General features: G+C 58.8%; 15 protein-coding genes and 1 pseudogene. 10 read left to right on the top strand and 6 right to left on the bottom strand.

The window, feature by feature from the left end; all coding sequences use genetic code 11:
* The first annotated feature begins 3 nt into the window (after window positions 1–3).
* From LAO20_07670 to LAO20_07660, 3 genes are all read left to right on the top strand, one after another.
* On the top strand, window positions 4–1899 hold the full coding sequence (locus tag LAO20_07670) for a PAS domain-containing sensor histidine kinase (protein ID MBZ5531292.1): 1896 nt from the start codon (window positions 4–6) through the stop codon (window positions 1897–1899).
* Window positions 1896–2564, top strand: a complete 669-nt coding sequence (locus LAO20_07665) for a hypothetical protein (protein MBZ5531291.1) — start codon at window positions 1896–1898, stop codon at window positions 2562–2564. The genes LAO20_07670 and LAO20_07665 overlap by 4 nt, the downstream gene beginning before the upstream one ends.
* A gap of 803 nt (window positions 2565–3367) precedes the next feature.
* Complete coding sequence (locus LAO20_07660; GenBank protein ID MBZ5531290.1) at window positions 3368–3835, top strand: CBS domain-containing protein; 468 nt, start codon at window positions 3368–3370, stop codon at window positions 3833–3835.
* Between the two features lie 311 nt (window positions 3836–4146).
* Here the strand turns inward: LAO20_07660 and LAO20_07655 are convergent, their stop codons facing one another.
* From LAO20_07655 to LAO20_07645, 3 genes and pseudogenes are all read right to left on the bottom strand, one after another.
* Entirely contained in the window at window positions 4147–4908 is a 762-nt protein-coding gene (locus LAO20_07655; GenBank protein ID MBZ5531289.1) for a glycosyltransferase family 2 protein, read from the bottom strand.
* Between the two features lie 733 nt (window positions 4909–5641).
* Window positions 5642–6478 (bottom strand): annotated as a pseudogene (locus LAO20_07650) (prolipoprotein diacylglyceryl transferase).
* Window positions 6479–6626: 148 nt separating this feature from the next.
* Complete coding sequence (locus LAO20_07645; GenBank protein ID MBZ5531288.1) at window positions 6627–6872, bottom strand: hypothetical protein; 246 nt, start codon at window positions 6870–6872, stop codon at window positions 6627–6629.
* Between the two features lie 661 nt (window positions 6873–7533).
* Here LAO20_07645 and LAO20_07640 point away from each other — a divergent pair.
* Window positions 7534–7728: a hypothetical protein gene (locus tag LAO20_07640; protein MBZ5531287.1), complete on the top strand. Its 195-nt coding sequence runs from the start codon at window positions 7534–7536 to the stop codon at window positions 7726–7728.
* Window positions 7729–7847: 119 nt separating this feature from the next.
* On the opposite strand, the gene LAO20_07635 is transcribed toward LAO20_07640, so the two are convergent.
* Complete coding sequence (locus LAO20_07635; protein MBZ5531286.1) at window positions 7848–8480, bottom strand: hypothetical protein; 633 nt, start codon at window positions 8478–8480, stop codon at window positions 7848–7850.
* A gap of 115 nt (window positions 8481–8595) precedes the next feature.
* Window positions 8596–9183, bottom strand: coding sequence for an XRE family transcriptional regulator (locus LAO20_07630; protein MBZ5531285.1), 588 nt, complete (start codon window positions 9181–9183; stop codon window positions 8596–8598).
* Window positions 9184–9353: 170 nt separating this feature from the next.
* On the opposite strand from LAO20_07630, the gene LAO20_07625 reads away from it, so the two are divergent.
* The 4 genes from LAO20_07625 to LAO20_07610 all read left to right on the top strand — a co-directional run bounded on the left by LAO20_07625 (window position 9354) and on the right by LAO20_07610 (window position 13180).
* A complete protein-coding gene (locus LAO20_07625; protein ID MBZ5531284.1) occupies window positions 9354–9848 on the top strand; it encodes a fasciclin domain-containing protein in 495 nt (164 codons plus the stop codon).
* A 58-nt stretch (window positions 9849–9906) separates the two neighbouring features.
* Entirely contained in the window at window positions 9907–10143 is a 237-nt protein-coding gene (locus LAO20_07620) for a DUF378 domain-containing protein (GenBank protein MBZ5531283.1), read from the top strand.
* 223 nt (window positions 10144–10366) lie between these two features.
* On the top strand, window positions 10367–11809 hold the full coding sequence (locus tag LAO20_07615) for an SDR family oxidoreductase (GenBank protein ID MBZ5531282.1): 1443 nt from the start codon (window positions 10367–10369) through the stop codon (window positions 11807–11809).
* Between the two features lie 66 nt (window positions 11810–11875).
* Entirely contained in the window at window positions 11876–13180 is a 1305-nt protein-coding gene (locus tag LAO20_07610; protein ID MBZ5531281.1) for an MFS transporter, read from the top strand.
* A gap of 19 nt (window positions 13181–13199) precedes the next feature.
* On the opposite strand, the gene LAO20_07605 is transcribed toward LAO20_07610, so the two are convergent.
* Window positions 13200–14213, bottom strand: coding sequence for a zinc-binding dehydrogenase (locus LAO20_07605; GenBank protein MBZ5531280.1), 1014 nt, complete (start codon window positions 14211–14213; stop codon window positions 13200–13202).
* A gap of 250 nt (window positions 14214–14463) precedes the next feature.
* On the opposite strand from LAO20_07605, the gene LAO20_07600 reads away from it, so the two are divergent.
* Together LAO20_07600 and LAO20_07595 are read left to right on the top strand one after the other, a co-directional pair.
* The gene (locus LAO20_07600) at window positions 14464–15801 is read left to right on the top strand and encodes a B12-binding domain-containing radical SAM protein (GenBank protein MBZ5531279.1); all 1338 of its coding nucleotides are present in this window, start codon (window positions 14464–14466) and stop codon (window positions 15799–15801) included.
* Window positions 15798–17186 carry a B12-binding domain-containing radical SAM protein gene (locus LAO20_07595; protein ID MBZ5531278.1) on the top strand — a complete coding sequence of 463 codons (1389 nt, stop codon included), beginning with the start codon at window positions 15798–15800 and terminating at the stop codon, window positions 17184–17186. The genes LAO20_07600 and LAO20_07595 overlap by 4 nt, the downstream gene beginning before the upstream one ends.
* Window positions 17187–17195 lie beyond the last annotated feature (9 nt).

The raw sequence follows: 17195 nt of genomic DNA, 5'->3' as shown, positions 1-17195 counted from the left end.
CGCATGCCCACCTTGCGCCTGAAAACCAAACTGGTGTTCGCCATCACTGGCATGGTGGTGGTGATTGTGGCCGCCATGGCGGGCGTGTACATCTACGAGCTGGTCCACCAGCGGATTGAGCAAACCAACAAAGAAGCGGAAGCCACCGCGTACCAAGTCGTCGCCGCCGCGCAAAATGCCCTGCAGGTGGACCTGCGAGACACCCGTATCAACGTGAAGGACCCGGAACAGGTCAACGCCGCGTTGAAAGACTTGCTGGAAACCGACACGGCGGTCAACTCGCTGCTGGAATCGTGGCTGAGCTACCGGCCCGATTTCTATGACGCTGCCATTACTGACACCGATGGCTACGTGCTGTCGCATTCCAACCCAGCCCTGTTGGGCAAGACCATCTCGCGGCGCAAAGACCTTTCTACCCTGGTGAAAGCCAACTTTCGCGACCAGCTCAGAATGATTAACGGGCCGATCCAGTTTTACGACTACACCATGCCTCTGCAACGCGGTGGCGCGCCCTTCGGCGAAGTAAGGATCGCCGTCTCCACCATCCTGCTGCAGAACGAAGTGAAGAAGCAGATGAAACGCGCGCTGCAGGTATCGGGCGGCGCAATCCTGGTTTCTCTCTTTCTCTCTGTGCTGGTTTCCAGTCTCACTCTGCGTCCGCTAAGCGCCATCAGCCGCCGCCTGGACTTGCTGACCTCCGGCCAAGCCGAGCCCACCCTCTCTCTGCCGCAGCGCTCGGACGAATACGGCGCGGTCTCCCACAAGATTGAACGGCTGGGCCGCCAGGTGCGCGACGTGAAGGAAGTCTTCTCCGCCCTGAAAGAGAACCTGGACCAGATGATGGCCAACCTGCAGGATGGCGTCATGCTGTTCACCAGCGACTTTCGCGCGGTACTGGTCAGCGCGTCGGTGGAGCGCTTTGTCGGCCGGGCGCGCGGAGAAATGCTGGGCAGCTATCCATCGCAGATTTTTTCCACCGAATCGCCGTTGGGCCGGATGGTCCTGGATGCCTTCAACAACCACCAGCCGGTGGGCCAGGAAGAAGTGGAAGCCAAGAACGGCCACATCGTGCAGGTGTCACTGGACTTCATCGAGGAACGCGGCGAACGCATTGGCGCGCTGCTCACGCTGCGCGACTCTGAGTCGGTGCACCGCATTGAAGATGAGATCGAGTTGTCGCGCCGCCTCGCGGCCATTGGAAGACTCACCTCCGGCGTGGCCCATGAAGTCAAAAATCCCATCAACGCCATCGTGGTGCACCTGGAAGTCCTGCGCCAGAAATTGAAGGACATTGATCCCGACACGCGCCGCCACATGGACGTGATCGGCAGTGAAATCCAGCGGCTGGACCGCGTGGTGCAGACCCTGGTGGACTTTACCCGTCCGGTGGACCTGCGGCTGACGGAGATTGACCTGCACAAACTGGTGGATGAAGTGGTGGCCCTGGCCGCCCCCGCGGCGGCGCAGCACGACGTGCGCATTGAACGCAAGACCTCCCAGGACCCGCTGCCCGCGCGGGTTGACGTTGACCTGGTCAAGCAGGCGGTGCTGAACATTGTGCTCAATGGAGTCCAAGCCATGCCGGATGGAGGCGCCCTGCGGGTGACCACGCGCCGCGAAACTGAAGGCGCGTTGATTTCCATCCGCGACCACGGCAGCGGCATTCCGGCCGACCTGCGCGACAAGATTTTTAACTTGTATTTCACCACCAAAAAAGGCGGCAGCGGCATTGGCCTGGCCATGGCGTACCGCGTGGTGCAGTTGCATCACGGCTCGCTGGAGTTCACCTCCATCGCCGACCATGGGACCACTTTTTACCTGCGCTTTCCCCTGGCAGAATCCACTACAATGGAACAACCGCGCCGCGTCCCTTCCGAGGATTCGGTCAGCAAGACATGAAGCCACTTCGTATCAAACCGGGCCCTGGTTTGCTATTGTTCCGGCTGCCGACGTCCACGCTGCTGGTGTTCGCGCTGCTGGTGTGCAGCGGCTGCTTCCAGAAGAAGCCGGCGCAGACCACGGCAACAGCGCCTCCGCCAGTAGCTTCTCCCACGCCTGCTCCGCCGGAACCGGCGCCGCCGCAGTCCGCCACCGCGGGCCAGCCGGCGCAAGAGACCCCGCAAACCGAGCAGGCGCAAACCGCTCAGAAGAAGCCGGACAAGAAACCGCTGCCGCGCAAGCCGCGTCCAGTCGCCAAGAAGCCCGCGCCCACGCCGACTCCCCAGGAAAAGCCCACGGCTACTCCCGCAACCCAGGAAGCCAGGAACACGCTTCCAGCGAAACCGGACTCCGCGTCCGCGCCTCTGGCCAGTCTTGCGCCCGGCCCGGTGAAGAGCGACGCGACGCATGATCAGGCGGCCACCGACCACCTCCTGCAAACCGCGGAGAACAATCTCAACGGCCTCAAGCGCCAGCTCTCCAAGGACGAAGAAGACGTGGTCACGCAGATCAAGGCATTCATCGCGCAGAGCCGCGAAGCCTCCAAGAACAACGACCAGGTGCGCGCCTACAACCTGGCGGTGAAAGCCCAGTTGCTCTCTGACGCGCTGGCCAAGCCGAAGTAAGCATCGATAGTGTTAACCTGTCCCGGCCTGCCGTGGATCAGCGGTAGGGTTTTGCCTTTCCGATCTTAGCGATGATCCGGTAGGCTCTTGCCTTTCAATCACCCGATTACCAATTTCGTAATCACCAATCTGTTACTCCCCACCCCACCCCTCCCCTGCTTCCGTTGTTAAAAGCAAAGGGTTTATTCCATTCGACCCAACGGTCACCCAACTGTTTACTCATCAGTAAAATCCAGCTCTAAGTCATTCATTCTTTACGCTCTCTGCCTGCTTTGAGGTAATCGACGGGTTTTGTGCTTTTGCCTTAGCTGAATGCTGACTGCTGATTGCTTTTTTTGTCAAAGACCATTTCCCCGCCGCCTGGGCGGCGCGGCCCGCATTTTGCGGATTTTGCCAAGTGCCAACTACTAAATACTAAGTACCGTATTCGCATTGTACCGTATTTTATTCGCTCAGAAAAGCGCGAAGAAGTTCATCTGTGCGCACGCCTGTCAAGTGTCCTGAAGGTCAATTCGGGGCGGTTGTCGGGTACAGCCTCAAAGAATCTTAACGCCTGTCATCCTGACCGAGCCTGAGTCCCGCCCCGGCGGGCTGAGGGCGCGTGGAAGGACCCCGAGGATGCTTCCCATCACCATGCTCCTACAGTGTCTTCACACCATGCACTTTTGGCAATTCTGGCAATCTTCTTTATCACACCTCCCTGTAACGGCGCGCACAGCATAACCTCTCGGCCCGGACGATGATCAATGCAGGTTGGCGACACGCGGCGCGGGTCCGCGACCGCCGCCTGAGGAGGTTACCGTATGAAAGTCCAGGACATTATGACCAGAGCGCCTGCATGCTGTTTTCCCAAAGACGCCATTTATGTTGCCGCTGAGTTGATGTCGCGCTTTGACGTCGGCATCGTTCCCGTAACGGAAAAGATCAGCCAGCATGCCAAGCTCGTCGGAGTGGTCACGGACCGCGATCTTTGCCTCAAAGTGCTCGTCCCCGGCAAAGACCCTGGATCCGTAACAGTGGATGATTGCATGTCCAGAGAACTTACCATTTGCACGCCGGCGGAGAGAGTGGACCTGGTCCTGAAGCGTATGGGACGGGCCAAGGTGCGCCGTCTTCCCGTGGTGGACCGCAACTATGAAGTGGTGGGCATCCTCTCTCTGGATGACATCGTACGCATGAAAGCGGCGAAAGACAGCGAAATCTGCAAAGCCCTGGCCGCGATCAGTTCACCGGCGAGAGCCGCGCGTGTCGCCAGAAAGGCCGCAGCGTAGAGAGCACGCAGCGAGGGGCGAGTCGAAGAATCTCGGGAAGGTTTTACCGCCATGCAGGTTGAAGGAGTTTTTCTCGACGCTCTTTGGGAGAACGCCCCGCCGCTGCATTTGATGATCCAACATCTTCGGGATCTTTCGACTCGCGCCCGTCACCGCAGTTAGCGAATAAGCGCGTATCGGCGCTCCGCTCAAGATGACAATTCTTTAGGTATGTCGTGGAGTTTGCCGCAGTGGTTTGGCAGCCGCCAAGCAGAAACCAAGGGCCCGCGCTTGCTTGTGCTGAACAGTTTCCCGATTACCAAATTACCCATTTACCCAATCTTCTTTGACATTTCCCACGCCTTGGCATACTTCCAGCTCACGTACGCGGCGTGGGTCATCAGCACCAGCAGGCCTTCGCGGCCGTCGAGGAAGCCGAGACGGAAAATGTAGCTGTAGAGAAAACGCACCATTGGACGCAGAACGATATTGATAAAGCTGAAGCCCACCGGACGCTTCTCCACCACCATCTGCGCGCCCAGAGTTGAATAACGGTTAGCGTGCTCGATGAAGCTTTCCAGCGTGGGATAAGCGTGGTGAATCATGTCGCCGTCCAGGTGGCCGAGCGGCCCGGCCATCTTCATGTCTTCATGCACGGCGCGCAACTCAAATTCCGCCGCGCCGCGCTTGATCAGCCGCAGCTTGGGGTCGGGATAGTAGCCGCTGTGCTTGATCCAGCGCTTCATGTACATGTTGCGGCGATTCATCTTGTAACCGGCAAACCCCGCAGGCGAACTTGTCGTTAACAACGCCTTGATGCTCCGGGCGAGTTCCGGGCTGACTTCTTCGTCGGCATCGAGCGACAGAATCCAGTCGCAGGTCGCCTTGGCCAGCGACGAATTTTTCTGCGCGGCGAATCCTTTCCACGGCTCGGTAAAGACTTTCGCGCCGCGCGCCTGCGCCAGGGCCACGGTTTTGTCCGTGCTGCCGGAGTCCACCACAATGATTTCGTCCGCAATGCCTTTCACGCTGTCCAGCGTGCGGACGATGTTGGCTTCCTCATTCAGAGTAATGATGCACACTGAGAGAGTCATGCGCGGAAGGATAACAGGAGCTTGCGGCAGATCAAAAACCGTAGGACAACCCTGTGCCAAATTTACCCAATTACCAAATTACTCATTTACTCAATCTTTACTTCCGTCCTTCCTTCTTCTGTGCGATCACTAACCCGCGCGGCGTCGGCAGTAGGACAACGGAGATCAGTTGTTCCTGTTCCAGTTTGAGCGCCGCGTCGCGCACGGTCTTGAGGTGCGAACTGGCGTCGTGCATCAGGACCAGGCCCGTGGGATTTACCTGCGGAAGAAAGTGGCGGACTTCCTGTTCGCGCAGCTCCACCACCGAATCGCAAAACAGCATATCAATCGTCCCGCTGACCTTGATCTCCAGCGAAGACTGCTGGCGGGAGTCCACCCACTTGGACAAGCCTGAGGCCGCGATCTTCTCTTTGGCTTTGGCAAACACTTCCGGGTCAGGCTCGCAGGTGATGATCTTGCCGAAGCCGTTTTGCTTGAGGCCTTCCGCCATGTACACGGTGCTCACGCCCAGAAACGTTCCGGTTTCAACAATGATGTTGGGCTTGACGGTGGTGACCAGGCAACGCAGGAATTCCAGGACTTCAACTTCAGCGGTCATGGTGTCAAACATTCTCCAGCGCTCCGGGTGGGGACACTCCGGGGTGGCGCGATGATATTCCGGTTTTACTTCGTTTCCATGCTGGGTTACGTGGTCCAGGACTTTGTGGACGGGGTCAACGCGGCGAAATCGCCACCTCGCAAAAAGAAGAATGATGATTCCGGCGACGATGGACAGCAGCGCGGTGAACTGCGCGTTGCTCATGCCCAGCGCCGCATGCGGCGCGATCGGAATGAAGATCACACGCGGGTTGATGCGGATGAACTCGACGAGAAAACGTTCCAGGCCGCTGAGGATGAGGAACTCGCCTACGATCACGCCCGGGCCGAGCGGAGTCCGCAGCGCGCGCGTGCCGCGCCGCCAGATGTACCAGAAGATGAGCACGCCGGCCAGGAATTCGTAGATCGGCGTGGGATGAACGGCGCAATCTGCCGGCCATCCCAGAGGATGCACGGCGTCTTTCCAGTTCACGCAGGCCTGCGTGGTCGGGGCCAGCCCGTTGGGAAACGCCATGCCCCAGGGCACGTTGGTGGGAATGCCGTAGTCGCCGTCGCCGGAGACGAGGCAGCCGATGCGGCCCACGGCGTAACCAATGGCCGCCGCGGAGCTGGAAAGATCGAGCATGGCAAGAAGGTTGACGCGATGGCGGCGGGCGATCAGCAGCAGTGTGGCGATGCCGGCGACGAACCCGCCGAACCAGGCAAAGCCGCCGCGGAACCAGCCGAACACCTGCCAACTGAAGAGCAAGTCCAGCGTTGGACGGTCCGCCGGCGTGTCCATGATGTGCCACAGCTTGGCGCCCAGGATTCCGGCCAGCGCCACGTAAGCGACGACGCTGTAGGTATCCAGGCTGAGCTTGCGGCGTTTGATTTCGGCGTCCAGGGCGAAGTAAGCGGCCACGAACGCCAGGCACATGAACAGGCCGAAGGTGGGCAGATCAAAAAACCTGCCAATGTGTATATAAGGAAGCAGCTTGTCTCCTATGGAACAAAACGCACGTGACAGTATAAATGGAGAGCACGGCAGCGTTGCGATTTCCCGATATCCGGTCGTGGGCTAATGCTGCGTTGCCAATCGCGGGCAGTCGCGGGCCACGGCGGGAGGTCGCGGGATGAGTAAATCAACGGGCAATGACCAGACCCAGCACGTTCAGGAAAGGAAGCAGAACGAATGCTGGGGCCTTCTTCCTCAGGGCCGCCCCGGCGATCACAGTCAACGGATAGGTCCAGATCGACCAGACAATTAGGTAAGCGCTCCAAGTCACTCCGCCATCGAAGACCATGGCCGCCCATGGAGCCAGCATGAACCAAGGCACGAGAAGAACGAGCCACACAATCAACAGGGCCGTTGCAAGTTTTTGCGACATCGAGCACTTTCCTGCCGGAAGGGCGGGTTTTTATTGGAGCGAAATATGGCAATCTCGGTACTACGCAAGCAACTGTGGAAGCAGGAATCAGAGACGAGAACATGCATTTTGCTGATGCGGCTGCCGGAGCCATCATTCCTCGCCTTGTTCTTCAAAGTCATGAAGTAAGGCGGCAATTTTATGCCGCCCCTGGCAATTCGGCAACGCTCCCAACGTGGTCAATTAGCCCGCTTCCATTGCGGGAGTGACCCGCGGAGTTTGGTGAACACGGCAGAAGTTGTAGAACCCAAACCCGAGGCAAACCACAGCTTTCAGGTTGTCTAGCTTCTTTGAAAAAGCATTCGTCAATCCCGTAAATCTCCGTAGGTGCATACGGAAACTCAAGTGACTTCTTTCCACATAAGATGTGCTGATGTGTTCGGGATCCGGCCTACCATCGCGGACTCTGGACAACCAAGAAAGCGAAAGCAGCGCGGCATTAGCCCACTACCCCAATATCCCGTGCGGTCCATCGCAATGAACTTGCAGCGAAAACGCGGCTCTGAGATGAAACGGAAAGGCCGCCCGACGCACTACTCTTCAAACGGGAGCGAACCTTTCCGGCGCAAATCAGCCGGAGGCTTTTCAGGGCCTCAAGACGAGCATGAAGACAGGCCGCGCCATGAGAAAGAAAAAGAAGGAGCTCATTCTCTTGATTCCAGGGTTCTACGCCGACAATTCGGGAAGCGTATATCTGAACATGCGGGAATTTCTGCTGCAGCATGGACTGCCTGACTCCGCCGATGCAAGAAAAGTGGTGTGGGAGGAAGTCCGCGCCATCTTTGACGAAGTGGAAGTCCGGGAGATCGCTGACTGACCCGCGCTGCTTCGCGCAAGCCGAACCTCACTCTGCGCGAGCAGCACCTCGCTTTGCGCGAGCAGCACCTCGCTTCGCGCAAGCAGAATCTCGCTTTGCGCAGCAGAATTTCAGCCACGTTACTTCGCCAGCGGCGCCATTTCCGGCCGCTGGGCTTTCCCGCGCACGGCAAGGTGCGCCGGCACGATGAGGATTCGCGGCAAGGCGCCGTCTTTGCGGCGAAAGCGCTTGAGATCGGCGAACGTGGCAATGCCCAGCTTTTCCGCCAGAGCGGTGTTGGCGGGAATGTCCTGGATATCAAAGAGGTCTGCCGGACGGAACCTTTGTTCCGCGGCCATCAGCAATTCCCGTTCGCTGCGCAGGTCGGGGGACACGCTGGGATCAAGGACGAAACACCAGTAGATGTCCCACTCCCGAGGCTTGCCGTCCACCGTGTATTTGTTGACCACGCGAGTGTGGTCGTATTCCGGGCGCGCGGCCGAATGATATTGCTCGCCGGGGACCACTATATAAAGGTTAAGCCGCTTGTCCAGGGGCTTGCCTTCGGTCAGGCGTTCGCCAAAATTCCACGGCCCAAAGCTGGCCAGATGGCGCGAGCCGGTGACCTCGGGCGCAAACAGGATGTCCGTCCCGTCGTGATAGGCGTTGTAGGGCTTGACCGTTTGCAGCGACGCGCTGGGAAGGACCAGCGCGGCGGCAACGATCCCAGCTTGGGACAACTCCGGGAAATGTTTGAAGATGTCTCTGAACACGTGCCGGAGATTATTCCAGCTTAGGGTTCCCCGGAGCAAGCAAACAATTCGCCCGCCGAAGGATGCTAAAGTGAGTAGACGTGCGTAACATCCTTCAGAATCGCGGACTGCAGCTTCACGGGGTAGTCACAATGATCGCGCTGCACCGCTGCTTGGTCATGCGCCAATAACTGTGGCGCACACCAGAATCAAAGTAGATGGAATCGCCCTCGTCCAGCCGCTGCGCGTCGGAACCGATGACGATTTCCAGTTTCCCCCGCAGTACGTAGAGAAACTCAACGCCCGCGTGCTGGTGCATGCGGACCTTCTCCGGCGCCACCAGCTCAAAGTCCGCATAGAAGGCGCTCAGTTTGCGCTCCGTGGCCTTGAAGTCAAGACTTTCAAAGTGGTAAGTGCTGGCGCCTCCGCCGGGCTTTTCCGGGAAACGCAGCCGTTCATTCTTGCGCACGACCGCCACCACGTGGCGTTTCCGCTCATCGGTGAAGAAGTAGTCCAGCCCCACGCTGAACACCATGGCAATGCGGAGCAGGGTCGGCAAGGTCGGGAACAGTTTGCCTCGCTCCAGTTTTGACAGCATGGCGGGTGAAAGTTTAGTGTGCCTGCCTAACTCCACCAGTCCCATGCTTTTCTTCAGTCGCAGGGCACGAAGCTTTTCTCCCAGGCCGTAAGGCATGAGACCTTCAGAAATTGTCTTGTTGACCATAGTCCATTCGCCTGCTTTTCCTCCCAGTTAAAAGAACCCCGGTTTTTTGCCTGTCATGCACATGAACTTGCTGGGCCGCCCGATTGTGCACGTAAGGAAAATAGTTTTGACTTACAGTTAATACCAGCACAGCACGATCGAGTGCAAGAACAAAAGGAGTTTTTCAAATGATGAAATCAATGACAATTCTGAGCGGGCTGGCAATGCTTCTCTCCGTCACAACGGCGTACGCAGCCAGCGGCACAACTGCGGAAAAAGACATCGTTGACACGGCGGTCGCCGCAGGTTCATTCAACACACTGGCCAAGGCGCTGCAGGCCGCGGACCTGGTGGACACGCTGAAAGGCAAAGGCCCGTTCACGGTGTTCGCCCCCACCGATGCGGCATTCGCCAAGCTGCCGGCAGGCACCCTGGAAGAACTGCTCAAGCCGGAAAACAAGGACAAGCTGCGCGCCATCCTTACCTACCACGTGGTTGCGGCCCGGGTTGCCGCCAAGGACGTGGTCAAACTGGCGTCTACGCCGACCGTCAACGGACAGGAGATCCACATCAGCACGGTGGGTGGATCGGTAAAGATCAATGATGCCAGCGTCATCACCACTGACATCCAGACGTCGAACGGAGTAATCCACGTGATTGACACCGTACTTCTGCCCAAGTACTAGCCCGGGCAGAACCATCATCCATAGCAAGCAGACAAAAAACACTTTGAAAGAGGAGAACATGAAAACTACAGACATTGTGGCGGCATTGCTGCTGGTAATCGGCGGCTTGAATTGGTTCCTGGTTGGCGTGGCCCATTTTGACCTGGTGGCTGCCATCTTCGGCATGCATTTTGGCGAAACCTCGGCGTTCAGTTCCGTGGTCTACGTACTGGTCGGATTGGCCGCTGTGTATCAGGCGGTTCAGTGGAAGGCGATCCAGCGCCGTTGGGGCCAGGAACTGGCGCATTCCCGCTAAGGCAAGACCTGCCTTGGGGGAGGGCGGGGCCGGAGCGGTGAAGATGATGGCCGGCTCCGCTTACGGGCTCACGTCAAGCGTTTGACGACTGAGAACTTGATCTGGTGGATGAGCCGGGAGGAGGACGTTAGTGCACGGGAACTCTGCAGTTGTATTGAACACTTTCGTCCTCCTTTTTTGCTCTTCTCAACTTAAAAATCTATCAACTGAATGCGGGGGCGAAATGAGAATACTTGTTACCGGCGCGACCGGATACATCGGACGTCAGCTTGTACCCCTGCTGGTGAAGTCCGGCCACGACGTGACCTGCATGGTGCGCGACACCACACGTCCCGTCCCCGATGTCCTCAAGCGCCTAACAGTCGTCGAAGCTGACCCTTTGCGTCGTGACACTTTGCCGGCGGCGCTGAAGGGGATTGAGGTTGCGTACTACCTTATCCACTCCATGTCCGGGGCAGAGCATGGATTCGAAGAACGGGACCGCCGCGCCGCTTATAACTTTGCCACTGCGGCAGTTGCCGCCGGTGTGAAACGGGTCATTTATCTAGGCGGGTTGGTGGCCGCGGGGACTGCGGTTTCCGCTCACTTGCAGAGCCGTGTGGAAACAGGGGCGGTGCTGCGCAGGTTTGGCCCGCCTCTCACCGAATTTCGTGCCGGCATCATCGTCGGCAACGGAAGCACTTCCTTCGAGATCATTCGTTGTCTAACCGAACGGCTGCCGGTGATGATTTGTCCACGCTGGGTCATTACCCGCACGCAGCCCATCGCCGTGCATGACGTCTTGCGATATCTGGTTTCCGCACTCCACCGAACTAAGTCAACTGGCCAGATCATCGAAATCGGCGGCTCCACCGTGGAAACCTACCGCAGCATGATGCTCACTTACGCCCGGATGCGCGGGCTGCGGCGATGGCTCGTCCGCGTTCCAGTACTTACGCCGAGGCTCTCTTCTTATTGGCTGGACCTTGTGACTCCAGTGCCTGCGGCGGTAACCCGTCCATTGATTGAAGGTCTGCGCAGCGAGGCAGTGTGTACCGGTAGCACTGCCTTTACCTTGTTCCCCAACATCTGGCCGATGTCTTACGAGGCCGCTCTAAAAGTGGCTTTGCAGCGCTCGGGACCGGACACCGCTCCCGAACTCCAGCTTCCCCAGGCGGAGGGGCATTGGGCCATCCGCGACCAGGGCCTCACGCGGGATGTTCGCCAGACCATGATTCACGCTTCGCCTGAACAAGTCTTCCGGCTGCTGGAAAGGATAGGCGGAGATAACGGATGGTTCCATGCCAACGCGCTGTGGCGGCTTCGTGGCTGGATTGACAAACTGGCCGGCGGGGTCGGCATGTCAAGAGGACGAACCCATGCTGCTCGATTGAGCGCGGGCGACCATGTGGACTTCTGGCGCGTCCAGCGGGTCCTGCCTAACCGCTCGATCCTGCTGCGGGCGGAAATGAAGCTTCCTGGACGTGCCTGGCTGCAGTTCGAACTCTTGCCCCAGTCGCAGGGAAAAACGCTGCTGCGTTGCTGCGCATGGTTTCAGCCACGCGGGCTCTTGGGGGAAACGTACTGGTATGCTCTCTACCCCATCCACCTTCTGATATTCAGTGGTATGGTACGGGCCATCAAACGAACCGCAGAGAAACACGTGCCATCTCTGGCCGCTGCGTGAGCACCTAATAGTCTAGACGGCCCTTCGATCTGCACTCGCCAACGCGAAATGCTAAAGTGAGTAGGCGTGCGCAACATCCTTCAGCATCGCGGACTGCGGCTGATATTCGCGGCCAACGTGATCTCCATGTTGGGCAGCGGCCTGAACGCGGCCGGAGTCACCTGGTATGTTCTGCAGGCCACGCATTCGGAAATGGCCCTGGGCACCATGCTCATGCTGCAGACCATTCCCGCGCTGCTCATGCTGCCGTTTACCGGCGTGGTGATTGATCGCGAAGACCGCCGCCGTCTGGTCATGGTGCTGGACGCGGCGCGTGGCATCGTCGTCCTGATTGTTGCCGTGATGGCCTGGAACGGCGTGGCGCGATTGTGGGAAGTTTATTTGATGAGCATCCTGGTGGCTGCCGGATTCTGGATGTTCTGGCCCACCATCAACGCGCTGATTCAGGAGTTGACGCCGGATTCCAAGCTGGCCCACTCCAACAGCTTTATTCTCGCCGGATTCCAGGGCGGATGGCTGATTGCCGGTGCGATCGTGGGGTTCGTGTACAACCACATCGGCCTGGGCGGCATATTGTTCATTGATTTTGTGACGTACGGCCTCTCGTTCACTTGCTACCTGTTTGTGCGCAAAGGACGCCACGTGGTGGCAGTGGCTTCGCCGCACGTGCATCATGAGAGCGAGGTCGCCCGCTTTGTGCACGAGTTGCGGGAAGGCATCGCCTACATTCGTTTGCGTCCGCGATTATTGCTGCTGGGAATTTCATGGGCGTTGTTCATCGGCGGCATGTTGACGCAAGGCATCATCACGGCGCCGTTCAGTGACCGCATCCTGCAGGCCGGCGCCGTGGGCTATGGCTGGTTGAATTCAGGATGGGCCATCGGCGCGTGCACCAGCGCGTTTTTTACTCCGGCGTTGTTGCACGGTACAGGACATCGCCGCGCTATTGGCGTGACCATGGCGCTTCTGGGGATCTCGCTGATCGCGCTTCCCTTCCTGGGCGCGCATCTGCAGCGGCCGGTGAGAATCGCCGCGTTTACCGTCACGCTGGGACTGATTGCCGCCGTGGCCGTTTATTGCGTCATGGGCTCTTGCCGGGGGCTGGGCGGCGTGGCCATTACCACGGCCATGATGGAAATGGTGCCTAAACATTTCATGGGACGCGTGCAGAACACTTTCTATTTCGCCGGGACCTGCCTGCAACTTGGCTTCTCGATTCTGGTAGGGACCGTGGCGCACAAGCGAAGCCTGGCCGCAGGCTTTGCCATGGTTGGCGGTCTTTATCTTCTGGCGTGCGTTACCGGATCGTGGCCGGTGCGGGATTCGCTGGCAGAAGAAGTTCGCGCTCCGCTATCGGCACAGGGCGACTAAACATGGCCGTGGTCCAGCGCTAGGGCTTTATCAGCACTTTGCCGGCGCTCATGCTTTTGGCGTACTGATCGAGCGCTCGCGCGACATCTGGCAAAGGAAAGCGTCCTTGCACTTCGCTCTTGAGATCGGTGGAAAGAAGCGCCTGCACATGGTTGGAAACGCGGAATTTCTGCACAAGATTTTTATTGCGCAGCCAGCCGCTGAGCCAGAAGCCTTCCAGCCGCTTGCCTTCAAAGATCAACGACGCAGGATCTGTCTGGCATGTTTCCAGAGACAGAGCACCGTAAACCAGCAAGCGCGCGCCGAGTGGCTGTGCGCGCAGCACGCGCGCGGACAGCTCGCCGCTTACGGCGTCAAAGCCAATGGTCGCGCCCAGTTTGTGGCACAGAGAATGAAGTTGTTCGTCAAAACCAGCGGCCGAACTATCCAGCACGTGCTCCGCGCCGGATTGCCGCAGCAACTCAACTTGTTCCGGCCTTCGCACCACGTTGATGAGCGGAAGAGAAAACCGCTTGGCCAGGCGCACCATCATTTTTCCCAGCGCGCTGGCCGCGGCCGTCTGCACCGCCGCGCGATGACCGCCCTTGCGCGCCTCATCCACCAGCGCCCATGCGGTGAGAGGATTCACCAGCATCATGGCGCCTTGTTCCATGTCCACGTTCTTGCGCAGAGGAATGCAGAACTGCGCTGAAGTCACCAGGTACTCCGCCCACATGCCGCCCGGGGTCTTCGCGTCGGCGGCCGCGCAAGCCACGCGCTTGCCTTTCAGGAATCGCGGCATCAGGCCGGCGCCAGCTTCCACCACGGTGCCGCTGCCTTCGAATCCGGGGGTGGCCGGCAGGGGTTTCTTGAAGCCGTAGATCCCGCGAACAAACATGAGGTCAGAGGGATTCACCGGCGACGCAAATACCCGCACCAGCACCTCGCCTGGTCCGGGACGGGGCACAGGCACTTCGGCCACGCCGATGCTTTGCGGGGCGCCATCATAAGCGCGGATCTGCACGGCGCGCATGGTTGCAGGAACTGTGGCCATAGGGTTGCGATAGTAACACGCAGGGTGTGTTCACGCCGAAACTACCCTGCGCGGACCATTTCTATCCACCATCCACCTACGGCGCCAGCAAGCGATAGTTTTAGCCAATAGGAAGTATTCAAAAAAGTGCTTTACCTGAAGAGATTACTTGTATACTTCTTCGCGACTGGGAAGACCATGGAATCCCCGGGTGAAATTCTTTGACAGGCTCCTCGCCGTCCCGGTCGGCGATTCGCGCGTGGTAAAGCCTATGAAAGTCACCTTCGTCCGCCCAAATATGAGCGACATACGCTCCTGGGACGCGATGACGCCTCTGGTCTTCGCCATACTGGCCGGGCTCACTCCGCGCGACGTCCAGGTGGTCCTCTACGATGAACGCCTGGAGCCGATTCCCTTCGACGATCCAACCGACCTGGTCGCCATCACTGTGGAAACCTACACCGCGCGGCGCGCCTATCAAATCGCGAGCCAATATCGGAAGCGGGGCGTTCCGGTGGTCATGGGTGGATACCATGCGACGTTCCTTCCCGAAGAAGCGCTGAACTACGCCGACTCAGTTGTTGTCGGCGACGCAGAAGGTCTCTGGGAGCAGGTGGTGCGTGACGCGCGCGCCGGCCGCCTGCAGCGCATCTACCGGCAGGCGACCCAGCCGTCGTTGCAAGGCTCCAAGCCGGACCACGGCATCTTCCGCGGCAAGCGCTACGCTCCCATCACCTTGGTGCAGTACGGGCGCGGCTGCCGCTACGCCTGTGATTTCTGCTCCATCCACGCTTTCTACGGATTCAACCTGCGCCAGCGCCCGGTGCGCGAAGTGGTGGCGGAGATTGAGGCCTTGAATCGCAAACACGTTTTTCTGGTGGACGATAACATCTTCGTGGACGTGGCCAAGGCCGAGGAGCTATTTCAGGCGCTCATTCCGTTGAAGATCCACTGGTCGTGCCAGGTCAGCATTGACGTGGCCCGCAATGAGCGGCTGTTGGAGCTGATGGAAAAAAGCGGCTGCCTGACTGCTGTGGTCGGCTTCGAATCGCTGGACGAACGCAACCTGCAGCAGATGAAGAAGCGCTGGAACCTCAAGCACGATGACTACGCCACTTCGATCCACAAACTGCAAGATCATGGCATCATGATTTACGGGACGTTTGTCTTCGGCTATGACCACGACACGGTGGATTCGTTCGATGTGAGCGTGGAGTTCGCGCTGCGTTCCAATTTCTATCTCGCCAACTTCAATCCCCTTACACCCACGCCCGGCGCCCAGCTTTATGACCGGTTGCGCGCCGAAGGACGGCTGGTCCACGACCGCTGGTGGCTGGCGCCTGATTTTCGTTATGGCCAGGCGACGTTCCATCCCCGCCGCATGACCGCCGAACAGCTCACCGAAGGCTGTTACCGCGCGCGTTCGGCATTCAACACTTATGGGGCAATCTTCAAGCGTACCCTGGCCCCGAAAACCAACTGCCGCAGCCCCTATCGGCTGGGTGTCTATTTGGCGTCAAACCTCATTTCCCGCCGGGAGATTCATCGCAAACAGGGGCTTCGCCTGGGCGATGAAACCTGCCTTGAGCCGCTGCTGGAGGCGTCGTGAAACTCACCCTGATCAAGCCCAACATCGGCCGCATGGAGCACAGCCTCTATGTGGATGAAGCAAGAATGGAGCCGCTGCAGTTGGGAGTCATCGCCGGCATGACGCCGCCGGACGTCGAGGTTGTGCTCTACGACGACCGCATGGAAGCCATTCCCTACGATGAACCCACCGACCTGGTGGCAATCACCATCGAGACCTACATGGCGCGGCGTTGTTATGAGATCAGCGCCGAGTATCGCCGGCGCGGCGTGCCCGTCATCATGGGCGGCATGCAGGCCACTCTGCTGCCCGAAGAGGTGGCCGAGCACGCCGATTCCATCTTTATCGGCGATGCGGAGTTCCTGTGGCATCAGGTAATCGAAGACGCGCGCCATCACCGGCTGCAGAAGGTTTACAAGGCTGACGTGGGCATCCCGCAACCGGGGACGCTCACCCGCCGTGACATCTTCAAGGGCAAAGGCTACCTGCCCGTTACGCTGCTCCAGTTCAGCCGCGGTTGCCGCTTTGCCTGCACCTTCTGTGCGGTGAGCGTTTTCTTTGACAAGACCCAGTATTGCCGCGACGTGCGTGAAGTGGTCCAGGAAATTGAGTCGCAGGAGCGCAAGCTTCTCTTTTTTGTGGACGACAACATTCTTTCCAATCACGAAGCGGCCAAGGAGCTGTTTCGCGCCCTGATTCCTCTCAAGGTCCACTGGGTCTCTCAAGCCAGCATTGACATGACGCGCGACCCGGAGCTGATGCGGTTGATGGTCCAGAGCGGCTGCGTAGGCCATGTGGTGGGGTTTGAGTCGCTCAACCTGCAAAACCTGAAGAGCATGAAGAAGGCCCCCAACCTGGTGAACGGCTACAAAAACTACGCGCCGCAATTGCAGATCATCCGCGACTATGGCCTGCAATTGTGGGCTGCGTTCACGCTCGGCTACGACCACGATACCCGTGAATCCATTGAGCGCACTCTGGAATTCGCCCTGGAAAACAAATTCTGCTTCGCGGCCTTCAACATCCTTATGCCCTATCCCGGCACTCCGCTGTACAAGACCCTGGCTGCTGAAGGGCGTCTTCTCTACGGCGGCAAATGGTGGCTGCATCCGGAGTACCGTTTTAACTACGCGGCGTTTCGCCCCAAACTGATGACGCCGGATGAACTGACGGACGCGGCCTTCTACTGCCGCTCGCAATTCAACAGCATCCCATCTGTTTTTCGGCGAGCTTGGGATTTCAAAACGAACATGCGCTCACCTTATCGGCTGGGCGTGTATTTGAGCTATAACCCGATCTTTCGCAAGGAAACGTTCAAGAAGCATGGTATGTGGTTCGGCTTGCACGGACACCCTGACCTGGACGCCGGTGATGGAAGAAGGCGGCAAGGTTTTGCGCGGCTGTAAGCAGGAGAG

This window comes from Terriglobia bacterium (genome assembly GCA_020072815.1).
Taxonomy (GTDB): domain Bacteria; phylum Acidobacteriota; class Terriglobia; order Terriglobales; family Acidobacteriaceae; genus Angelobacter.
The sequence above is the reverse complement of the archived record's forward strand: the minus strand, read 5'-3'. Positions and strand labels throughout refer to the sequence as shown.